Origin of the sequence: Ruegeria spongiae, assembly GCF_023502395.1 — a bacterium.
In the GTDB taxonomy this organism is placed as follows: Bacteria; Pseudomonadota; Alphaproteobacteria; order Rhodobacterales; family Rhodobacteraceae; genus Ruegeria_C; species Ruegeria_C spongiae.
The window spans coordinates 45417-63457 of the sequence record NZ_JAMFMB010000014.1 but is presented as its reverse complement, the minus strand read 5'-3'; the positions used below and the strand labels follow the sequence as shown (position 1 = coordinate 63457).

18 protein-coding genes are annotated in these 18041 nt (G+C 62.3%); 11 read left to right on the top strand and 7 right to left on the bottom strand.

Annotated elements, in window-relative coordinates:
• Nucleotides 1-8 precede the first annotated feature (8 nt).
• The 6 genes from purS to M3P21_RS12210 all read left to right on the top strand — a co-directional run bounded on the left by purS (nucleotide 9) and on the right by M3P21_RS12210 (nucleotide 8177).
• Complete coding sequence (purS, locus tag M3P21_RS12235; RefSeq protein ID WP_249710304.1) at nucleotides 9-242, top strand: phosphoribosylformylglycinamidine synthase subunit PurS; 234 nt, start codon at nucleotides 9-11, stop codon at nucleotides 240-242.
• Complete coding sequence (gene purQ, locus M3P21_RS12230; protein WP_249710303.1) at nucleotides 239-907, top strand: phosphoribosylformylglycinamidine synthase subunit PurQ; 669 nt, start codon at nucleotides 239-241, stop codon at nucleotides 905-907. The genes purS and purQ overlap by 4 nt, the downstream gene beginning before the upstream one ends.
• A 36-nt stretch (nucleotides 908-943) precedes the next feature.
• On the top strand, nucleotides 944-2719 hold the full coding sequence (locus M3P21_RS12225) for a sensor histidine kinase (protein WP_373320002.1): 1776 nt from the start codon (nucleotides 944-946) through the stop codon (nucleotides 2717-2719).
• An 11-nt stretch (nucleotides 2720-2730) separates the two neighbouring features.
• Nucleotides 2731-4065 carry a sigma-54-dependent transcriptional regulator gene (locus tag M3P21_RS12220; protein ID WP_249710302.1) on the top strand — a complete coding sequence of 445 codons (1335 nt, stop codon included), beginning with the start codon at nucleotides 2731-2733 and terminating at the stop codon, nucleotides 4063-4065.
• 116 nt (nucleotides 4066-4181) lie between these two features.
• Complete coding sequence (locus M3P21_RS12215) at nucleotides 4182-4850, top strand: HAD family hydrolase (RefSeq protein WP_249710301.1); 669 nt, start codon at nucleotides 4182-4184, stop codon at nucleotides 4848-4850.
• A 429-nt stretch (nucleotides 4851-5279) separates the two neighbouring features.
• The gene (locus M3P21_RS12210; RefSeq protein WP_249710300.1) at nucleotides 5280-8177 is read left to right on the top strand and encodes an Rne/Rng family ribonuclease; all 2898 of its coding nucleotides are present in this window, start codon (nucleotides 5280-5282) and stop codon (nucleotides 8175-8177) included.
• 37 nt (nucleotides 8178-8214) lie between these two features.
• On the opposite strand, the gene M3P21_RS12205 is transcribed toward M3P21_RS12210, so the two are convergent.
• A complete protein-coding gene (locus tag M3P21_RS12205; protein WP_249710299.1) occupies nucleotides 8215-8448 on the bottom strand; it encodes a sulfurtransferase TusA family protein in 234 nt (77 codons plus the stop codon).
• 104 nt (nucleotides 8449-8552) lie between these two features.
• Between M3P21_RS12205 and M3P21_RS12200 the strand changes: the two genes are divergently transcribed.
• From M3P21_RS12200 to M3P21_RS12185, 4 genes are all read left to right on the top strand, one after another.
• The gene (locus tag M3P21_RS12200) at nucleotides 8553-9305 is read left to right on the top strand and encodes a cytochrome c biogenesis CcdA family protein (protein ID WP_249710297.1); all 753 of its coding nucleotides are present in this window, start codon (nucleotides 8553-8555) and stop codon (nucleotides 9303-9305) included.
• 76 nt (nucleotides 9306-9381) lie between these two features.
• Nucleotides 9382-10608, top strand: coding sequence for a hypothetical protein (locus M3P21_RS12195; protein WP_249710295.1), 1227 nt, complete (start codon nucleotides 9382-9384; stop codon nucleotides 10606-10608).
• A complete protein-coding gene (locus M3P21_RS12190) occupies nucleotides 10605-11957 on the top strand; it encodes a cytochrome P450 (RefSeq protein ID WP_249710293.1) in 1353 nt (450 codons plus the stop codon). Before M3P21_RS12195 ends, M3P21_RS12190 begins: the two co-directional genes overlap by 4 nt.
• 69 nt (nucleotides 11958-12026) lie before the next feature.
• Nucleotides 12027-12914 (top strand): fructose bisphosphate aldolase, encoded by an 888-nt coding sequence (locus tag M3P21_RS12185; RefSeq protein WP_249710292.1) that lies wholly within the window; start codon nucleotides 12027-12029, stop codon nucleotides 12912-12914.
• 81 nt (nucleotides 12915-12995) lie between these two features.
• Here M3P21_RS12185 and M3P21_RS12180 read toward each other — a convergent pair whose 3' ends face one another.
• The 5 genes from M3P21_RS12180 to fumC all read right to left on the bottom strand — a co-directional run bounded on the left by M3P21_RS12180 (nucleotide 12996) and on the right by fumC (nucleotide 16783).
• Nucleotides 12996-13604 carry a DNA-3-methyladenine glycosylase I gene (locus M3P21_RS12180; RefSeq protein WP_249710291.1) on the bottom strand — a complete coding sequence of 203 codons (609 nt, stop codon included), beginning with the start codon at nucleotides 13602-13604 and terminating at the stop codon, nucleotides 12996-12998.
• Between the two features lie 79 nt (nucleotides 13605-13683).
• Nucleotides 13684-13905: a ribbon-helix-helix domain-containing protein gene (locus M3P21_RS12175; protein ID WP_249710290.1), complete on the bottom strand. Its 222-nt coding sequence runs from the start codon at nucleotides 13903-13905 to the stop codon at nucleotides 13684-13686.
• Nucleotides 13902-14078, bottom strand: coding sequence for a DUF4169 family protein (locus M3P21_RS12170; RefSeq protein WP_249710289.1), 177 nt, complete (start codon nucleotides 14076-14078; stop codon nucleotides 13902-13904). Before M3P21_RS12170 ends, M3P21_RS12175 begins: the two co-directional genes overlap by 4 nt.
• A gap of 29 nt (nucleotides 14079-14107) precedes the next feature.
• Nucleotides 14108-15181 carry a Hint domain-containing protein gene (locus tag M3P21_RS12165; protein WP_249710288.1) on the bottom strand — a complete coding sequence of 358 codons (1074 nt, stop codon included), beginning with the start codon at nucleotides 15179-15181 and terminating at the stop codon, nucleotides 14108-14110.
• A gap of 207 nt (nucleotides 15182-15388) precedes the next feature.
• Entirely contained in the window at nucleotides 15389-16783 is a 1395-nt protein-coding gene (gene fumC, locus M3P21_RS12160; RefSeq protein WP_249710287.1) for a class II fumarate hydratase, read from the bottom strand.
• Between the two features lie 205 nt (nucleotides 16784-16988).
• Between fumC and M3P21_RS12155 the strand changes: the two genes are divergently transcribed.
• Nucleotides 16989-17543, top strand: a complete 555-nt coding sequence (locus M3P21_RS12155; protein WP_249710286.1) for a hypothetical protein — start codon at nucleotides 16989-16991, stop codon at nucleotides 17541-17543.
• Between the two features lie 12 nt (nucleotides 17544-17555).
• Here the strand turns inward: M3P21_RS12155 and M3P21_RS12150 are convergent, their stop codons facing one another.
• The gene (locus tag M3P21_RS12150) at nucleotides 17556-18032 is read right to left on the bottom strand and encodes an SspB family protein (RefSeq protein WP_249710285.1); all 477 of its coding nucleotides are present in this window, start codon (nucleotides 18030-18032) and stop codon (nucleotides 17556-17558) included.
• Nucleotides 18033-18041: the final 9 nt, after the last annotated feature.

The following is an 18041-nucleotide window of genomic DNA, read 5'->3' as shown; positions in this document are numbered from 1 at the left end:
TGCGACAGATGAAGGCACGGGTGCATGTGATGCTCAAACACGGGGTTCTCGATCCGCAGGGCGAGGCGGTGCGCCACGCGCTTGGCGCAATGGGCTTCGACAAGGTCGAGGGCGTGCGCCAGGGCAAGGTGATTGATCTGCAACTGGCCGAGGGCGCCAGCGAGGCGGATGTCACCGCGATGTGCGAAAAGCTGCTCGCCAACACGGTGATCGAATCCTACAGCATCGAGATGCAGGGATGAAGGCGGCGGTCATTGTCTTCCCCGGCTCCAACTGTGACCGCGATCTGGCGGTGGCCTTTGAACGCGCGGGATTTGATGTCTCGATGGTCTGGCACAAGGATGCGGACCTGCCCGAGGGCGTCGATATCGTCGGGGTGCCCGGCGGGTTTTCTTATGGTGACTATTTGCGCTGCGGCGCGATCGCGGCGCAATCGCCCATCGTCAAGGCGGTCAAGGCCCATACCGATCGCGGCGGCTACGCCATGGGCATCTGCAACGGCTTCCAGATCCTGACCGAGACCGGCATCCTGCCCGGCGCGTTGCTGCGTAACGCGGGTCTGAAATACATCTGCAGGACGGTTGGGCTGAAAGTTGCCACCAGCGACAGCGCCTTCACCGAAGGCTATAACGCGGGTGACGTGATCGGTATCCCGATCGCCCACCACGATGGCAACTACTTCGCCGATGGAGACACCGTGGCGATGCTGCACGATCAGGACCGCGTGGCCTTTACCTATGACCAGAACCCCAACGGCTCGATCGCCGATATTGCGGGGGTCCTGTCCGAGAACCGCAGGGTGTTGGGGATGATGCCACATCCGGAACGCGCGGCGGATGACGGCCATGGCGGCACCGACGGGGTGGCGCTCTTCCGCGCATTGGCGGGTGTTCTGACCCCGGCATGACTTGAGCAGAACCCCGCGCCCAAGTAGCGTTGCCCCATGAACGGTGACATTTCCAATGCGCGGAACTCTGCCCCCCCGGTCCGGGACTCCGGTGCGGTGTCCTGGCGGGTTCGCGGTATCCTGCTCATGCTGCTGGTTGCGGTGGCGGCCACGGTGTGGGTGACCAACCGGCTGCTGACCGACCGCTTTACACAAAGCACCCGCAACCGCGCCGAGCTGCGGCTGGCGCTCTATTCCGGCAACCTGCTCAGCGAGCTCCGGCGCAATGCCATCGTGCCGCAATTGCTGGCGCGTGACCCGACGCTGATCTCGGCGCTGCAATCGAACGATTTCTCGCTGTCGACGCAGCGGCTGATCTCGTTTGTCGAAGAGATCGGCGCCGCCTCGCTGATGCTGCTGGATCAGGACGGGCGCACCGTGGCCGCCACCGACCGCAACCGCATCGGCGAACAACATCGCGCCACGCCCAATTTCATTGAAGCGATCCGTTCGAACGCCACGATTTTCAACGTCATCCCGCGCGAGTCAGGCGGCTACAGCTTCAGCTATTCGCGCAAGATCGAAAGCAATGGCGAGCTGTTGGGCGTGATCGTGGTCGAGGTTGACCTGCAGAAATTCGAACGTGCCTGGGCGGGTATTTCGGATGCGGTTCTGGTAACAGACAGTACCGGAACGATCATTCTGTCGACCGAACCACGCTGGCGCGGGCTCGACGAGGAAGAAGCGCTGCAGCGCCAGACCCCGCAGGGCGCCATCGAACGGGCGATCCGGGCCACCGCTGGCTGGACCGCGCTGCCTGCGGATGCCTATCTCAAGGGCGAGGCAGTGATCCGGATGGAAAACCGCATCCCGTTCCGGGGCTGGCAGATGACGTCCTTTACCACCTATGCCTCGGTCCGCGAGCGGGTGAACGGCGTTTTGGCGTTGGAAATCATGGGATTCGCGATTCTGCTGGCGCTGGTCTTCTATGCGTTGAGCCGGAAAACCGCGTTGCGCATGGCGCTGTTCCAGCGCGAGTCGGCAGAGCTTCGCGCATTGAACAGCAGGCTGCAGCGGGAAATTGCTGAACGCGAACGGGTGCAGGAGACGCTCGCAGTGGCCGAACAGACGCTGGAACAAAGTTCGAAACTGGCCGCCCTGGGTGAGATGTCGGCAGCGGTGAGCCACGAGCTGAACCAGCCGCTGGCGGCGATGAAGACCTACCTGGCGGGCGCGCGCCTTTTGCTGCGCCGCAACCGCCCCGAAGAGGCGCTGTCCTCCTTCGGTCGGATCGACGATCTGATCGAGCGGATGGGGGCGATCACGCGGCAGCTGAAATCTTATGCGCGCAAGGGCGCGGATGCGTTTTCGCCAGTAAACATGAGGGATGCGCTGGCCGCGTCGCTGGCCATGATGGAACCGCAGCTGCGCCACCGGCAGGTCAAGATCACCCAGATCCTGCCCGACACTCCGGTCCTTGTGATGGGAGATCGTATGCGAATTGAACAGGTTATGGTAAACTTGCTCAGAAATGCGCTGGATGCCACCAAAACCGTGGCGGACCCCGAGGTCGATATCATCCTCGCGGCGGGTGAGACGGCGACGCTGAACGTGCGCGACAACGGTGACGGGATCGAAGATTTTGATGCCCTGTTCGAGCCGTTCTACACCACCAAGCGGCCGGGGGATGGCGTCGGACTGGGGCTTGCTATCTCGTCGGGGATCGTGAACGACCATGGCGGGCGTCTGACGGCGCGCAATGGGCAACATGGGGGCGCGGTGTTCGAGATGCGCCTGCCCATTCTGGAAGGCGGCATTGAGGCCGCAGAGTAAGAGGTACATCTATGGCACAGGCCATGAAAATCGCGATTGTGGATGACGAACAGGACATGCGGCAGTCGATCAGCCAGTGGCTGGCGCTGTCGGGCTATGACACCGAAACCTTCGCCAGCGCCGAGGATGCGCTCAAGGTGCTGGGGCCGGACTATCCCGGCATCGTGATCTCCGACATCAAGATGCCTGGCATGGACGGGATGCAGTTTCTGAAAAAGCTGATGGGCTCGGACAGCACGTTGCCGGTGATCATGATCACCGGGCATGGCGACGTGCCAATGGCGGTCGAGGCGATGCGCGTGGGGGCGTTCGATTTCCTTGAAAAGCCGTTCAACCCGGACCGGATGTCGGAACTGGCCAAACGCGCCACGGTGACCCGCCGCCTAACGCTGGACAACCGGGCGCTGCGCCGTGAGCTGAGCGATGGGACGCAGTTGATGAAAAAGATCATCGGTGCCAGCCCGGTGATGGAGCGGCTGCGCGAGGATATCCTCGATCTGGGACAGGCCGACGGTCATGTGCTGATCGACGGCGAGACCGGCACCGGCAAGACACTGGCGGCGCACGCGCTGCATGCGGTGGGCAGCCGGGCGGGCAAGAAATTCGTGCTGATCTCCTGTGCGGCGCTGGAGGAAGAGGCGCTGGCGAAACGGCTCTTTGGCCCGATGAACCCCGAGGATGCGGAACTGCCCGCGATCGAAGAGGCGCGCGGTGGGACGCTGGTGCTGGAGGATATCGAAGCGCTGAGCGACACGCTGCAAGCCAAGCTTTTGAGCGTGATGAACCAGCAGGGCACCCCGGCCGAGACACGGATCGTGGCGATTTCGAACCTGCAAGAGGCGGGCAAGACTTGTGAGGATGCGCTGCGGCCTGATCTGTTCTACCGGCTGGCGGCGTTGCGCATCACCATGCCGCCGCTGCGCCAGCGCGGCGAGGATATCCTGACGCTCTTTACCCGGCTCAGCGAGCAGTTCGCCGAGGAATACGGCTGTGACGCGCCCCAGGTCAGCGCGCAGGAGGCCGCGCAGCTGCTGCAGGCCCCCTGGCCGGGCAATGTGCGCCAGCTGATCAACATCGCCGAACGTGCGGTGCTGCAGGCGCGGCGCGGCTCGGGCACGATTGCCTCGCTGCTGATGTCCGATCACGAAGAGATGCAGCCGGTGATGACCACCGAAGGCAAGCCGCTCAAGGAATATGTCGAGGCGTTCGAACGGATGCTGATCGACAACACCATGCGCCGCCACAAGGGCTCGATCGCCAGCGTGATGGACGAGCTGTGTCTGCCCCGCCGGACACTGAACGAGAAGATGGCCAAATATGGCTTGCAGCGGTCGGACTACCTCTGATCACGCTCTGTTGCTGATCGTCTGAAAGAGTGACCGCGGGTTTGGCCCGCGGTCCTTTTTTGTCCTGATCCATTTAGGTAGAACGGGCACTGGAACGTATTGCCGAGGCATCCGTAATGTCGACACCAGCCGCTTTTCTCTTCGACATGGACGGCCTGCTACTTGATACCGAGCGGGTTTTTCTTGAGGTCGCCGTCGCGTTGTTGATCCGGCGCGGCTACGATCCGGATGCGGGCCGAGCGTTTTTTCTGACGTTGGTCGGGTCTTCGGACAGCCATGCGCGCGAAAGGCTGGAGGGTCTTCTGGGGCAGGCGCAGCACGTCGATGCATTTCACGCCGATTTGTATGCGGCAGTTGACGCCAGATTGGACAGCGATGTGCCGCTCAAGCCATATGTTCAGGGTACCCTGTCAGCGCTGTCGGGTAATGGGCATCCGATGGCAGTCGTGACCTCGACCCGAGGAGCGGCGGCACGGCATCATCTGTCGAAAGCAGGCCTGATCGGGCATTTCGCGCATGTGATCGGAGGCGACGAGGTGTCGGCCAACAAGCCCGATCCCGCCCCGTATCTGGAAGCAGCGGCCAGGCTTGGCGTGGCACCCGAGCGCTGCGTGGCCTTCGAAGACAGCGACCGGGGGGCGACATCTGCCGCTCGCGCGGGATGCCGGGTGATCCAGATCCCGGATTTGCGACCGCCCGAGGTGGAACTTCCCGATTTGGGTCAACACGTTGCGACTGATCTGGCGGCTGCGATGGCGCATCTGGGGTTTTCGACGCCGGTGTGATCGGACAGAGGCGGCCCAAGGTGGATTGCCCATTGTCTTTTCCACAAGTCTCCCTTTATGGTGTGGAGACGGGTCGGATCGCGATTTTGATCCCTAAACCCCGTTGAGAGATTCGCTGCTTTGGCCAGGCCGGACGAGATACCTGCAGGACATCGCAGACCGATTATTGCCCCTCACAAGGGGCAGTGGAGTGCCTTCTTCCGATGCGTCGGAAGAAAGGAAATAAGTGGGCAGGCTGCGGAATACCCGCGCCTGTCGGAGAAGAACCGCGATGACGCGCGCGCAAGGATTGAGAAATCGGGCAGGGGGCCAGTTGGCCGGACCCTGCCGCGCTGCGTCTGAAATCGCCCTGACAAGACACCCCCCCAGACATGCCGGACCGCCTGGTTTCAGGCGACGCGTGCCTTTGGCGCGGTGCACCAAGGAAACATGGGAAAGAAAATGCTTATCGATGCCACCCACGCGGAAGAGACCCGCGTCGTGGTGGTTGACGGAAACAAGGTCGAGGAATTTGATTTCGAGGCCGAAAACCGCCGGCAGCTTGCCGGCAACATCTATCTTGCCAAGGTAACGCGGGTCGAACCCTCGTTGCAGGCCGCCTTTGTGGATTATGGCGGCAATCGCCATGGCTTCCTGGCGTTCTCTGAAATTCATCCCGACTACTACCAGATCCCCGTCGCCGACCGCGAGGCGCTGATGGAGGAAGAGCGCGCCTATGCCGATGCGCTGCGTGCCCGCGATGAGGCCGAGGTGGCCCGTGCTTCGAAGCCGCGCCGCCGGTCGCGGTCCAAGACCAAGGCCGAGGATGTGGTGACCGAGGATGCCGTCGAGACCAAGGAGGTCGAGATCGGCGGAATGGAAACCATCGATCTGAGCGATGAGGTCAGCGCAGACGATGGCGACCTGGTGGCCGAAGGCAGCTCGCCGATGGAAACCGTTTCCGAGACCCCGGTCGAAGAACCTGCCGCCGAAGCTGAAGCTGAAGCTGAGGCTGGCGAAGTCGAAAGCAGCGACGCTGCCGAGTCCGACAGTGCCGAGACCGATGCAGTTGCGACAGCGACAGAAGCGGAAGAGGTCGCAGAGGCTGAGGCAGACACTGGAGACGAGAGCGAAGACGAATCCGAGGACACACCAAAGGCCAAAGGCTCGGACGCGTCCAAGAAGGACGAAAACATCGAATCCGTTGCGGATGACGATGACAGCGAGGATATCCGCCCGCCGCGCAAACCGCGCCCGCGCCGCTACAAGATTCAGGAAGTGGTCAAGGTGCGCCAGGTCATGCTGGTGCAGGTGGTCAAGGAAGAGCGCGGCAACAAGGGTGCCGCCCTGACGACCTATCTGTCTCTGGCGGGCCGCTATTGCGTTCTGATGCCCAACACCGCGCGTGGCGGCGGCATCAGCCGTAAAATCACCAACGCCACGGACCGCAAGAAACTCAAAGACATAGCCGCCGAAATTGATGTGCCGTCGGGCGCCGGTCTGATCGTGCGCACGGCAGGCGCCAAACGCACCAAGGCCGAGATCAAGCGCGACTATGAATATCTGCAGCGCTTGTGGGAACAGATCCGCGAGTTGACCCTGAAATCCATCGCGCCCGCGAAAATCTACGAAGAGGGCGATCTGATCAAACGCTCGATCCGCGACCTCTACAATCGCGATATCGACGAGGTTCTGGTCGAAGGCGAGGCGGGCTATCGCATTGCCAAGGACTTCATGAAGATGATCATGCCGAGCCACGCCAAGAACGTGCAGCGGTATGAGGACACGCTGCCGCTCTTTGCCCGGTATCAGGTGGAAACCTATCTGGGGGGCATGTTCAACCCGGTGGTGCAGCTGAAATCCGGCGGCTACATCGTGATCGGCGTGACCGAGGCTCTGGTGGCGATCGACGTGAACTCTGGCCGGGCCACCAAAGAGGCCTCGATCGAGGAAACCGCGCTCAAGACCAACCTGGAGGCTGCGGAAGAGGTGGCACGCCAGCTGCGTCTGCGCGATCTGGCCGGTCTGATCGTGATCGACTTTATCGACATGGACGAGCGCAAGAACAACTCGGCCGTCGAAAAGCGCATGAAAGATAAGCTGAAGACCGACCGCGCGCGCATTCAGGTGGGCCGCATCTCGGGCTTTGGTCTGATGGAGATGAGCCGTCAGCGCCTGCGCCCCGGTATGCTCGAGGCGACAACCCAGCCATGCCCGTCCTGCCACGGCACCGGTCTGATCCGTTCGGACGACAACATGGCGCTGGCCATACTGCGCCAGGTCGAGGAAGAGGGCACGCGCCGCCGCACCCGCGAGGTTCTGGTGCGCTGCCCGGTCAATATCGCCAACTTCCTGATGAACCAGAAGCGCGAACATATCGCCCAGATTGAGGCTCGCTACGGGCTGTCGGTCCGGGTCGAAGGGGACACGCATCTGGTCAGCCCGGATTTCTCGATCGAGAAATTCAAGACCGCGACGCGGATCGTGGCCGAAGTGGCCGCGCCTGTTGTGTCGGTGGACACCTCGCTGATGGATCAGATCGACGCGGATGAGGCCGAGGCACCGGAGGAAGACGAACTGCCCTCCGAGGTCGAGAGCGTTGATGCCGAGAGCGAGGCCAAGCCCAAGCGCAAGCGTCGGCGTCGGCGCAAGCGGAAGGGCAACCGGTCCGAGGACGGTGCGGAAAACGCCGAGGCGCAGGATTCGGGCGCTGAGTCGGATGCCGAGACGGCAGATGCGGCGCAGGACGCCGAAGCGCCCGCCGAGGCTGCCGATGCCGAGGAAACCGCCAAGCCGAAGCGGACCCGCAGGTCGCGCAGCCGGAAGAAAAAGACTGAGGATGACGTGCAGGAGGCCTCGGAGGCCCCCGAGATCAGCGCGGATACTGATGCGCCTGAGGCTGCTGGCGAAGACCCCGCAGCTGAGGTCGCACCGGCTGAAGCGGCCGAAAGCGACAGCGCTGAAGTCGAGAAGCCCAAGCGCCGGACCCGCAAACGCGCCACCAAGAAAGTCGATGTCGAAGCAGAGGTGACACCGGAAGCGACCGGGGTGGAATCACCTGCGGCAGAGGTTGCTGAAGCACCTGCTGGCGAGACGGTCACCGAAGATGTTGTAGCAGCGCCCGAGGTGGTGTCCGAAGCCGCCACCGAGACTGCGATTGAGACCGTATCTGAACCAGTCGCTGCGCCCGAGCCGGCAGCTGCACCTGCGCCCGTCGCGGAAGAGGTCGCCGAACCGGCACCCGAACCTGAGGCGGAGCCGGTGTTGGAATCGGTGGCGGAAACGCCCGCGCCCGAGCCGAAACCGGCCAAGCCCAAGCGGCGTGGCTGGTGGTCGCTGGGAAGCTGACAAGTGCAAAAGGCGGGTTCCGGGAACCCGCCTTTTTTCATCCGCCCTTGCGGATCACGTAAATCTGATGGTCAGGTGCTTCGCTTTGCGAAATCAGCGCATGCCCGGCCTCGGCGCAGAAATGCGGCACGTCCACCACGGCGGCAGGATCATCCGCCAGCAGGCGCAGCATGGCCCCCTGGGGCAGGGACTTAAGCCGTTTGCGGGCCTTCAGGACGGGCAAAGGGCAGAGCAGCCCCAGCGCGTCCAGCGTATCTGTGTCTTCGCTCATGAGGGGCACTTATTGCGCCGCGCGGCCCGTGTCCAGAATATCACCACAAGGATGTGACCCATTGGCGCCGTGACCTTGCCGCAAAGATCGCCTATGTGACTGCTATGTTCGACTTTTCCATCATAGACGCCAGCCTGATTCCGGCGATGACCATTGCCCTTGTTGCAGGGGTGATCAGCTTTCTGTCGCCCTGCGTGCTGCCCATTGTGCCACCCTATCTGGCTTACATGAGCGGTGTGTCGGTCACCGATTTGAGCGAAGAGAGCGCAGGGCGCAACAAGGTGATGCTGCCGGCATTGTTCTTTGTGCTGGGGCTGTCGACCGTCTTCCTGTTTCTGGGCTTCACGGCCTCGGCGATCGGAACCGTGTTTCTGCAGCATCAGGATACGCTGAACCTGATCGCGGGCCTGATCGTGATGGCCTTTGGCGCGCATTTCGTCGGTGTCTACCGGATCGGGTTTCTTGATCGCGAGGCGCGAATCGATGTGGGTGACCGGGGCGGCAGTTCCTTTGGGGCCTATGTGCTGGGGCTGGCCTTTGCCTTTGGCTGGACGCCCTGCATCGGACCGCAGCTGGGCGCGATCCTGTCCATGGCGGCCTCGGAAGGGTCGCTGACGCGCGGTACGGTGCTGCTGGCGATCTATGCGCTGGGGCTGGGTATTCCGTTTCTGCTGGTGGCGGCCTTCCTGCCGCGGCTGAAAGGCGTGATGGGCTGGATGAAACGGCACATGGACCGGATCGAGCGGATCATGGGGCTGCTTCTGTGGACCATCGGGTTGTTGATGCTGACCGGTGGCTTCTCGGATTTCTCCTATTGGTTGCTCGAGGCGTTCCCGGGACTCGCCCTGCTGGGCTGAACCGCAAAAGCGGGTGCCGTTTCAGGGCCTTACTCTTGCCCGTTCGCTGCGCTAGGTTGATCCCAAGAGGTCAGGAATGAGCAGCAACAGGCCAGATGAGATCTTCCGCCGCCGGGTGTTCTATATCCCCGGCTATGACCCCATTCATCCGCGCCGCTACCGCGAACTGTATCGTAAGGAAGGCGCCGCGCAGGCCGTGATCTCGGGCTATGAGATCGACCTGAGCGCAAAGACCGGGACCGGGCCCTATGGCTGGCATGTGCGCTCGGTGCAGGACGGTCGGCAGGTCGAGACAGAGGTCGAGGTGCTGGTCTGGTCCGATATCGTGCGTGACAGCATGTCGAACTCGATCCCTGCCGCCTATCTGCAGATGCTGCGGACGGCGTGGATCTATATTTCTTCAGGCGCGCTCTGGCGGCTGATGCGGCTGCGCAAGGGACCGGTGATCGCGGCGCTGTACCCGGTGGCGATGTTGCTGGGGCAATTGCTGCTGGCGGTGGGTCTGGGCTGGCTGGTGTTTCGCGCCATGGCATTGCTGCCGCTGGGGGTTGCCTCGCTGGTCGGCGCTGTTGCAGGGCTGCTGGCGGGCGTTGCCCTGTTGCACTGGTTCCGGGCGCGGGATGGCCGGTTCTTTGCCTATTACCTGATGCATGATTATGCCTATTCGGCGCAGCTGCACGGGGCCACCCCGCCAGCGCTGGAGGCGCGGATGGGTGAGTTTCGGGAACGCGTCGGCGCGGCGCTGCGCAGCGATGTGGATGAGGTTCTGGTGGTCGGCCACTCTTCGGGTGCGCATCTGGGCGTGTCGGTTCTGGCCGATCTGATCCGGCAGGATGATCTGCCCAAGAACAGCCCGGCGCTGGGGTTCCTGTCGCTGGGGCAGGTGGTGCCGATGGTGTCCTTTCTGCCGCGCGCGCAGCGGCTGCGCCGTGATCTGCACGCGCTCAGCACCAGCGAGGCTCTGGCCTGGGTCGATGTCTCGGCCCCCGGTGATGGCTGCGCCTTTGCGCTTTGCGATCCGGTGACGGTGAGCGGCGTGGCCCCGGCTGGCAAACGCTGGCCGCTGGTCTTTTCGGCGGCCTTCACCCAGACGCTCAGCCCCGAGCGCTGGCGGGCGCTGCGCTGGCGCTTTTTCCGGTTGCATTTCCAGTATCTCTGCGCCTTCGACCGCCCCGGCGATTACGATTATTTTCGCATCACCGCCGGGCCGCTGACGCTGGCCAACCGCTATGCGACACGCGCGCCCTCAAAGTCGCGCATTGATGTGGCCGTGTCCAAATACACTTCGATGGACGCCGCATGATTCCGCCGAAACCACCCTCACGCCCGGACCGGGTGTCATTGCTGCGCTACCTGCGGCTGTTTCGCCGGGACATCCTGTCGGCGCAGCCGGAGCGGCTTTATCGCGCGTGGATGGCCGAGTTCCGCACGCCATTCTTCCGGTCTTTTCTGATCAACCAGCCCGAACTGGTGAGCCGGGTGCTGAAGGAGTGCCCCGAGGCGTTCCCAAAATCCGACCGTATCGGCGAGGGGCTGCGCCCGCTCTTGGGCAATTCGGTCTTTCTCACCAATGGCGAGACCTGGAAGCGGCAGCGCCGGATCATCGACCCGGCCTTCGAGGGCGGACGCCTGCGCGACACTTTCCCGGCGATGCAGGCGGCGGCGCGGGCGGCGGTGGACCGGTTGGAAGGGCAGGTCGGTCAGGTGAGTGAGATCGAAGCACTGACCAGCCATGCGGCGGCGGATGTCATTTTTCGCACCCTGTTTTCCATCCCCATCGAAAACGAGGTGGCGGCAGAGGTATTCACCCGCTTCCGCGCCTATCAGCGGGCGCAGCCGATATTGAATCTGGCGGCTTTTGTCCCATTGCCGCGCTGGCTGCCCCGGTTCCATTCCCGCGCCACGCGGCGCAACGCAGCACGCATCCGGGCGCTGATCACTCAGCTTACGTCAGAGCGGATGCGCGCGATCGAGGCGGGCAGCGCGCCGGACGATCTGGCCACCAAGATCATGACCACGCGCGACCCGCAGACCGGTGACCGGTTCGATACCGACGAGATGGTGGATCAGGTGGCGATCTTTTTCCTTGCCGGGCACGAGACCAGCGCCTCGGCTTTGGCCTGGGCGCTGTACTTGCTGGCGCTCTACCCGGATTGGCAGGACAAGGTGGCGGACGAGGCGCAGGCGCTGGAGCCCGACGCCGATTTCAGTGCCCTGTCGCGGCTGAAGATCAGTCGGGACGTCTTTCGCGAGGCGCTGCGGCTCTACCCACCTGTGCCCATGATGGTGCGCGAGGCGACATGTCCGCATCAGTTTCGCAACCGCGCCGTGCCAACGGGGGCGCAAGTGGTGATCAGCCCCTGGCATCTGCATCGCCAAAGCCGCCTCTGGGACGATCCCGACGGGTTCGACCCGTCCCGCTGGGTGACCGAGAACGGCAAGGCCTGTCAGCGCACTGCCTATATTCCGTTCTCTGCCGGGCCACGCGTGTGCCCGGGGGCCGGGTTCGCGATGGTCGAGGGGCCGCTGCTGTTGTCGACGCTCCTGCGGGACTACCGGTTTGAATGTGTGGCGGGGCGGGCGCCGGTTCCGGTCGCGCATCTGACCGTGCGGGCAAAAGATGGGATCTGGTTGCGGGTTGTCCGACGCTAACAACCTACCATCGCGGCATATCATCGGGTATGCGGTTTGTAAGTGGAATCAAGTTGACGGGTAAGTGACATGTCCAATCAAGCGCAGCGCGAACAGATGACCAAAGGGGCCGGTTTCATTGCGGCGCTGGACCAGAGCGGGGGATCGACCCCGAAGGCGCTGGCGCTTTATGGTGTGGACGCCGCGCAATACGGTTCGGAAGAAGAGATGTTCGACGAGATTCAGCAGATGCGTGCGCGGATCATCCTCGCCAATGACTTTACCCGCGAAAAGGTGATCGGCGCGATCCTGTTCGAACGCACTCTGGGCGAAGAGATCGATGGCCGCCAGGTTGCGGAATACATGTGGTCCGAACGCGGGGTGGTGCCGTTTCTGAAGATCGACAAGGGGCTGGAGGATCAAATCAACGGCGTTCAGATGATGAAACCGATCCCCGGTCTGGCCGACACACTGGCAAAGGCCGCGCCTCTGGGCGTGTTCGGCACCAAGGAACGCTCGGTGATCCACGAGGCAAATGCCGAGGGTATCGCCGCCGTGGTGGCGCAGCAATTCGAGGTCGGGCGCACGGTGCTGGGTGCCGGGATGGTGCCGATCATCGAGCCCGAGGTGAACATCCACTCTGAGAGCAAGGCCGAGGCCGAGGAAATTCTGAAGGCGGAACTGCTGAAAAACCTCGATGCGCTGGGTGAAGGTCAGGACGTGATGCTCAAGCTGACCCTGCCGAGCAAGGCCAACCTCTTTGCCGAGGTGGCGGCGCATCCCCGCGTGCTGCGGGTGGTGGCGCTGTCGGGCGGGTATTCGACCGACGAAGCCTGTGCGTTGCTGGACCAGAATGACAACATGATCGCGTCCTTTTCGCGCGCGCTGGCCGAAGGCCTGTCCAAGCAGATGTCGGATGACGACTTCAACGCCGCGCTTGGCAGCAATATCGACAAGATCTACCGCGCCTCGGTCTGAGCCGGGGCAAAGGGCTTCGAAACGCCTTAAGCGGATTGCAAACCGCTTTGACCGCGCCCATCAGGCGCGGTTTTTTGGTGCTCAGGTTGGTTTGAGGAAAGACAGCCGTTCCGAGGCGGCTTTTTCGCGCAACACGCAGCCCTCTGCGTGATCGTTGACCAGACCCATCGCCTGCATGAACGCATAGACCGTGGTGGGGCCGACAAATTTCCATCCCCGTTTGCGCAGATCCTTCGACAAGGCATGCGACTCGGGCGAGGTCGAGACGGTTTGCGGCTCGGGCAACGAGGCCGCGTCGGGCTCGAAGCTCCAGACATGGGCAGCGATGGAGCCCTTTTCGGCGACCAATTCCTGCGCGCGGGCGGCATTGTTGATCACCGCCTCGATCTTGCCGCGATGGCGCACGATTCCCTTGTCACCGAGCAGACGCGCGACATCACCCTCATTAAATGCAGCCACCGCATCGAAATCGAACCCGGCAAAAGCGGCGCGAAAATTCTCGCGCTTGGCCAGGATGGTGCGCCAGCTCAGCCCCGACTGGAAGCTTTCAAGGCAGAGCTTTTCAAACAGGCGCTGATCATCTGCCACCGGATAGCCCCATTCGTGATCGTGATAGTCAAAGAATTCCGGTGCGGACTGGCACCATTTGCAGCGGGGCTGGCCATCGGGGCCGGCGATCGTCTGTGTCATATGCGGTGCTCAATTTCTTGAGAAAGGGCAGGCCGTCGACCTTCCGGTGCGGCATGCGCTTGTGGGGGTTTTTTCGGGCTTACTGCCGATCACGGTACCAGGCCAGAATATAAAGGCGGATGGCTGACGCCAGACCGGTTTCAGGGTCTCTACCTGCATCAATTTCAGACGCCAATGCATTGATCGGAATACCTTTTTCTTGTGCGATATCACGAAAATCCCGCCAAAACGCATCCTCCAGCGAGACCGAGGTGCGATGGCCTTGCAGGGTCAGCGACCGCTTGACGGGGCGCGGGTTCATTCCTCGATCTCGTGACCATCCAGATCGCGGCGGGCCTTGTCCTGACGGGCCCGGGCAAGGTCTTTTTCAGCCTTGCTGCGACCGTGACGGGCGGCGTTGACTTCGGCGCGCGACTTTTTCGCCGTACGTTCGGCGGTTTTGCGGGCGCGGCGCAGATTGATCACTTTGGCCATGTTGATACCGGAGGCGGGTCTGGGTTTTCCTAGACCCTATGCGAGGCCGACTGGTCTGTACAGCGTGCGCGAGGCTCCAGAAGAGCGGCCTCGCGGACGCTGATCGCCGGGTAAGCGCTGTAATTGTCCGGTGCGCCATCCAGGCTGAACTGCGGGAAAAGCGCGTTGAATTCTTCTCTTGCGGCTTGCGGCAATACACGCAGCGCCCATGCACCGGGCACGAAACTTTCGGCCTCGAGCCCGTCGGCGAAAATGATCTGGTGGTCATCAAACATCAGATGAATGTATTCGACCTCTTCCGCTGTCTCATCGACGCGAATGGTGGTGCCGTTGGTCAGACCCTTGGCCGGGGCCAGAACCGTTCCGGTCCCGAACAGCAGCTCATTTGCGGCGGTGTTCACCAACACGCGGTGCTGCGGCGACAGGCGCATCTTTCGCTCGGGTTGCAGCGGGCCCAGCGCGTGCGGTTCAAACAGGATCGGGCGCAGCGCGGGGGCTTGTTCGAGGTCGCAGCAATCCAGCTTGCGGCGGGCTATCCAGCGCAGCGGCTGATATCCGTTGTCGCGGGTCCTGATCATCGTGCCAGGCGTCAGGGCACCGGCGCGGCAGGGGCCAGCCTCGGTATCAATCATGCTTTCTGCAGTGAAACAGATCGCGCCATCAATCGTGGGGTAGTCCGGCGCGTTGGTGGCTACCGTATTGGAGGTTGAAAACGTGTAGGTCACGCCCGGCTTGAGCGGCACCGATGGCAGATACCCCACAAGAATCCCGTTGCCGGAAGTCGAAGCGGGGTTCGAGTCGATTTCGATCTGATAGAGTGTGATCGGGTCCTCGCCCGGTGCGGTCAGCGCAAATTGCTGTTCTGAGTAGACGGTGACCGCAGGGCCACCGATCACCGTGCCATCCGCCAGAACAGCCGTACCGAACTGGTTGGTGTCATTGCCGTCCTCGTTGCGGAACCGGTCGCCGTTTAAGACGTCGTCATCGTCATCGACCGTCAGGATCACATCGTTGTCGCCGGTATACCCCCCGACAAGAGCGACGGTGTTTCCGGCGAAGACAAGATCGGTCGGCGTGTAGAGTTCATAGGTCGTTACTGGCATTACGTTTACTCGTTAAACAGAACAGGGTGGTCAAACTGACCTGGATCATCATTTCAGCGTGTCTAGCACCAGATTATCGCCAAATTATGGTGTGGAACGGGGAATTCGGGCAGCTTCTGGGCAGATCGCGAAAGGTTTAACAATCCGTCGCGTGCCCTGCGCCTGCGCGGAAAGGCCCGGTGTGGCCGGGCCCTTCTGCATGTCAGCTTACGCCTCGGGACCGATCATGTGCTCGGGGCGGACAACCGCGTCAAAGGTGGCTTCATCAACAAAGCCAAGCGCGATCGCCTCTTCCTTGAGGGTGGTGCCGTTCTTATGCGCGGTCTTGGCCACTTTGGTGGCGTTGTCATAGCCGATCGTGGGGGCCAGCGCGGTGACCAGCATCAGGCTTTCCTTCATCAGCTTGTCGATGCGCGGCTCGTTGGCCTGGATGCCATTGAGCATCCGTTCGGTGAAGCTGTCGGTCGCGTCGCCCAGAAGCTGGATGGATTGCAACAGATTGTAGGACATCATCGGGTTGTAGACGTTCAGTTCGAAATGTCCCTGACTGCCCGCGAATTTGATGGCCGCGTCATTGCCCATTACATGGGCGGCCACCTGGGTCAGCGCCTCGGCCTGGGTCGGGTTGACCTTGCCGGGCATGATCGACGAACCGGGCTCGTTTTCCGGCAGGATCAGTTCGCCCAGACCCGAACGCGGGCCCGAGCCCAGGAAGCGGATGTCGTTGGCGATCTTGTAGCAGGACCCGGCGATGGTCGCCAACGCGCCCGACAGGAAGACCATGGCGTCATGGGCGGCCAGCGCCTCGAACTTGTTGGGGGCGGTGACAAAGGGCAGGCCGGTGATCTCGGCCATGTTGGCTGCGACCGTCTCGCTCCAGCCGACCTTGGTGTTGAGCCCGGTGCCCACGGCGGTGCCGCCCTGCGCCAGCTCATAGATGCCGGGCATGGCCGCTTCGACCCGCGCGATACCCATACGAATCTGATGGGCATAACCACCAAACTCCTGACCCAGGGTCAGGGGGGTCGCATCCTGCGTATGGGTGCGGCCGATCTTGATGATATCGCGGAATTCTTCCGATTTCTTTTTAAGGCCTTCGGCGAGCTTCTTCAACCCAGGCAGCAGCACGTCGCGCACGCTCATCGCGGTGGCGATATGCATCGCTGTGGGGAAAGTGTCGTTCGAGCTTTGCCCCATGTTGCAGTGATCGTTCGGGTGCACCGGGTCTTTCGAGCCGATCACGCCGCCAAGGATTTCGATGGCGCGGTTGGCGATCACCTCGTTGGAGTTCATGTTCGATTGTGTGCCCGACCCGGTCTGCCAGACCACGAGGGGGAAGTTGTCGTCGAACTTGCCCTCGATCACCTCTCCGGCGGCCTGAATGATGGCATCACCGCGTGTCGCGTCCAGCTTGCCGCTGGCCTTGTTGGCCATGGCGCAGGCTTGTTTGATCACGCCAAGCGCCCGCACGATGGCCACGGGCTGCTTTTCCCAGCCGATGGGGAAATTCATGATCGACCGCTGCGTCTGCGCGCCCCAGTACTTGTCTGCAGGAACCTCCAGCGGGCCAAAACTGTCGGTTTCGGTGCGCGTTTGGGACATCTCGTCACTCCGTCTTGTATGCCGTTGCATGCCGTGTACCCGGCCCGGGGGCCAAAAACAACGGGTCAGTCGCGCGCACCATAGGTGCAAGCCTGACCGAGGTACAGGTGGGTTCGGGCGCGGATTAAGCCAATTTCACGCGGCTTTCGATTGCCGCTGACGCGCAGACCGCTAAGATGATCCGGCGACCGACCGGAGGACCGTCATGCGTGCACCTGCCATTTCCCGAACGATTTCTCTGGCACTGTCGATGCTTGTCGCACTGACCCTGCTGGCGCGCGCCGCCGCTGCGGCGGACGTTGCCGACTTCGTGGGCGATTACACCGGATCGGCCGAAATGCTTCGCTCCGATGGCACGCTTGAGAGCCGCGACATGAGCGTGTCGATCTCGGAAACCCGGAACGGGTTCAACGTGAGCTGGACAACCGTTGCCTTCAAACATGATGGCCGGGTCAAGGAGCAGGCCTTTTCCATCGATTTCATCCCGACCGATCGCAGCGACGTCTTTTCCGCCGCCATGAAACGCAATGTGTTCGGTCATGAGGTGCAGCTTGACCCGATGAAAGGCGAGCCCTTTGTCTGGGGCCGCATCTGGGGCGATACGCTGACGGTCTATTCGCTGTTCATTGATGACGAGGGCGGCTATGAAATGCAGCAATTCGACCGGACGCTGACCAAGGACGGGCTGGACCTGAACTTTTCACGGGTGCGCGACGGGGTGCCCGAGCGATCGATCAACACCATGCTGGAAAAGAGATAGCGCGCCGCGCCGTCACTTGCGGAAACTGTCCAGCGAGACAATCTCGGCGTCCGGCTTTGCCTCGCTCTCTTCCAGGTCTTCGACTGCGTCGGGGGCGATCGTGATTTCTCCATCCGGTTCTTCGTCATCCTCATCAGAGGGCGATTCGAAGCGCAGGCCAAACTCCACCGAGGGATCGACAAAGGTCTTGATGGCGTCATAGGGGATATAAAGCGGCTCGGGCGAGTCGCCGAAATTCAGTGTCACGCCAAACCCGTCATCGCCCACCAGCAGGTTTTCGTACCAATGCTGCATGACCACGGTCATTTCACCGGGGTAGCGGTCGCTCAGCCAGTCGGCCAGCTGCGCGTCGGGATGGGTGGTGTCGAAAGTGATGAAAAAGTGGTGCGCGCCGGGCAGGCCGCGCTCTGCCACGTCCTGCAGCACCGATTTGATGAGGCCGCGCATGGCGGTGTGCATCAGGTTTCCATAGTCAATGGATTGCGACATGTTTCATTC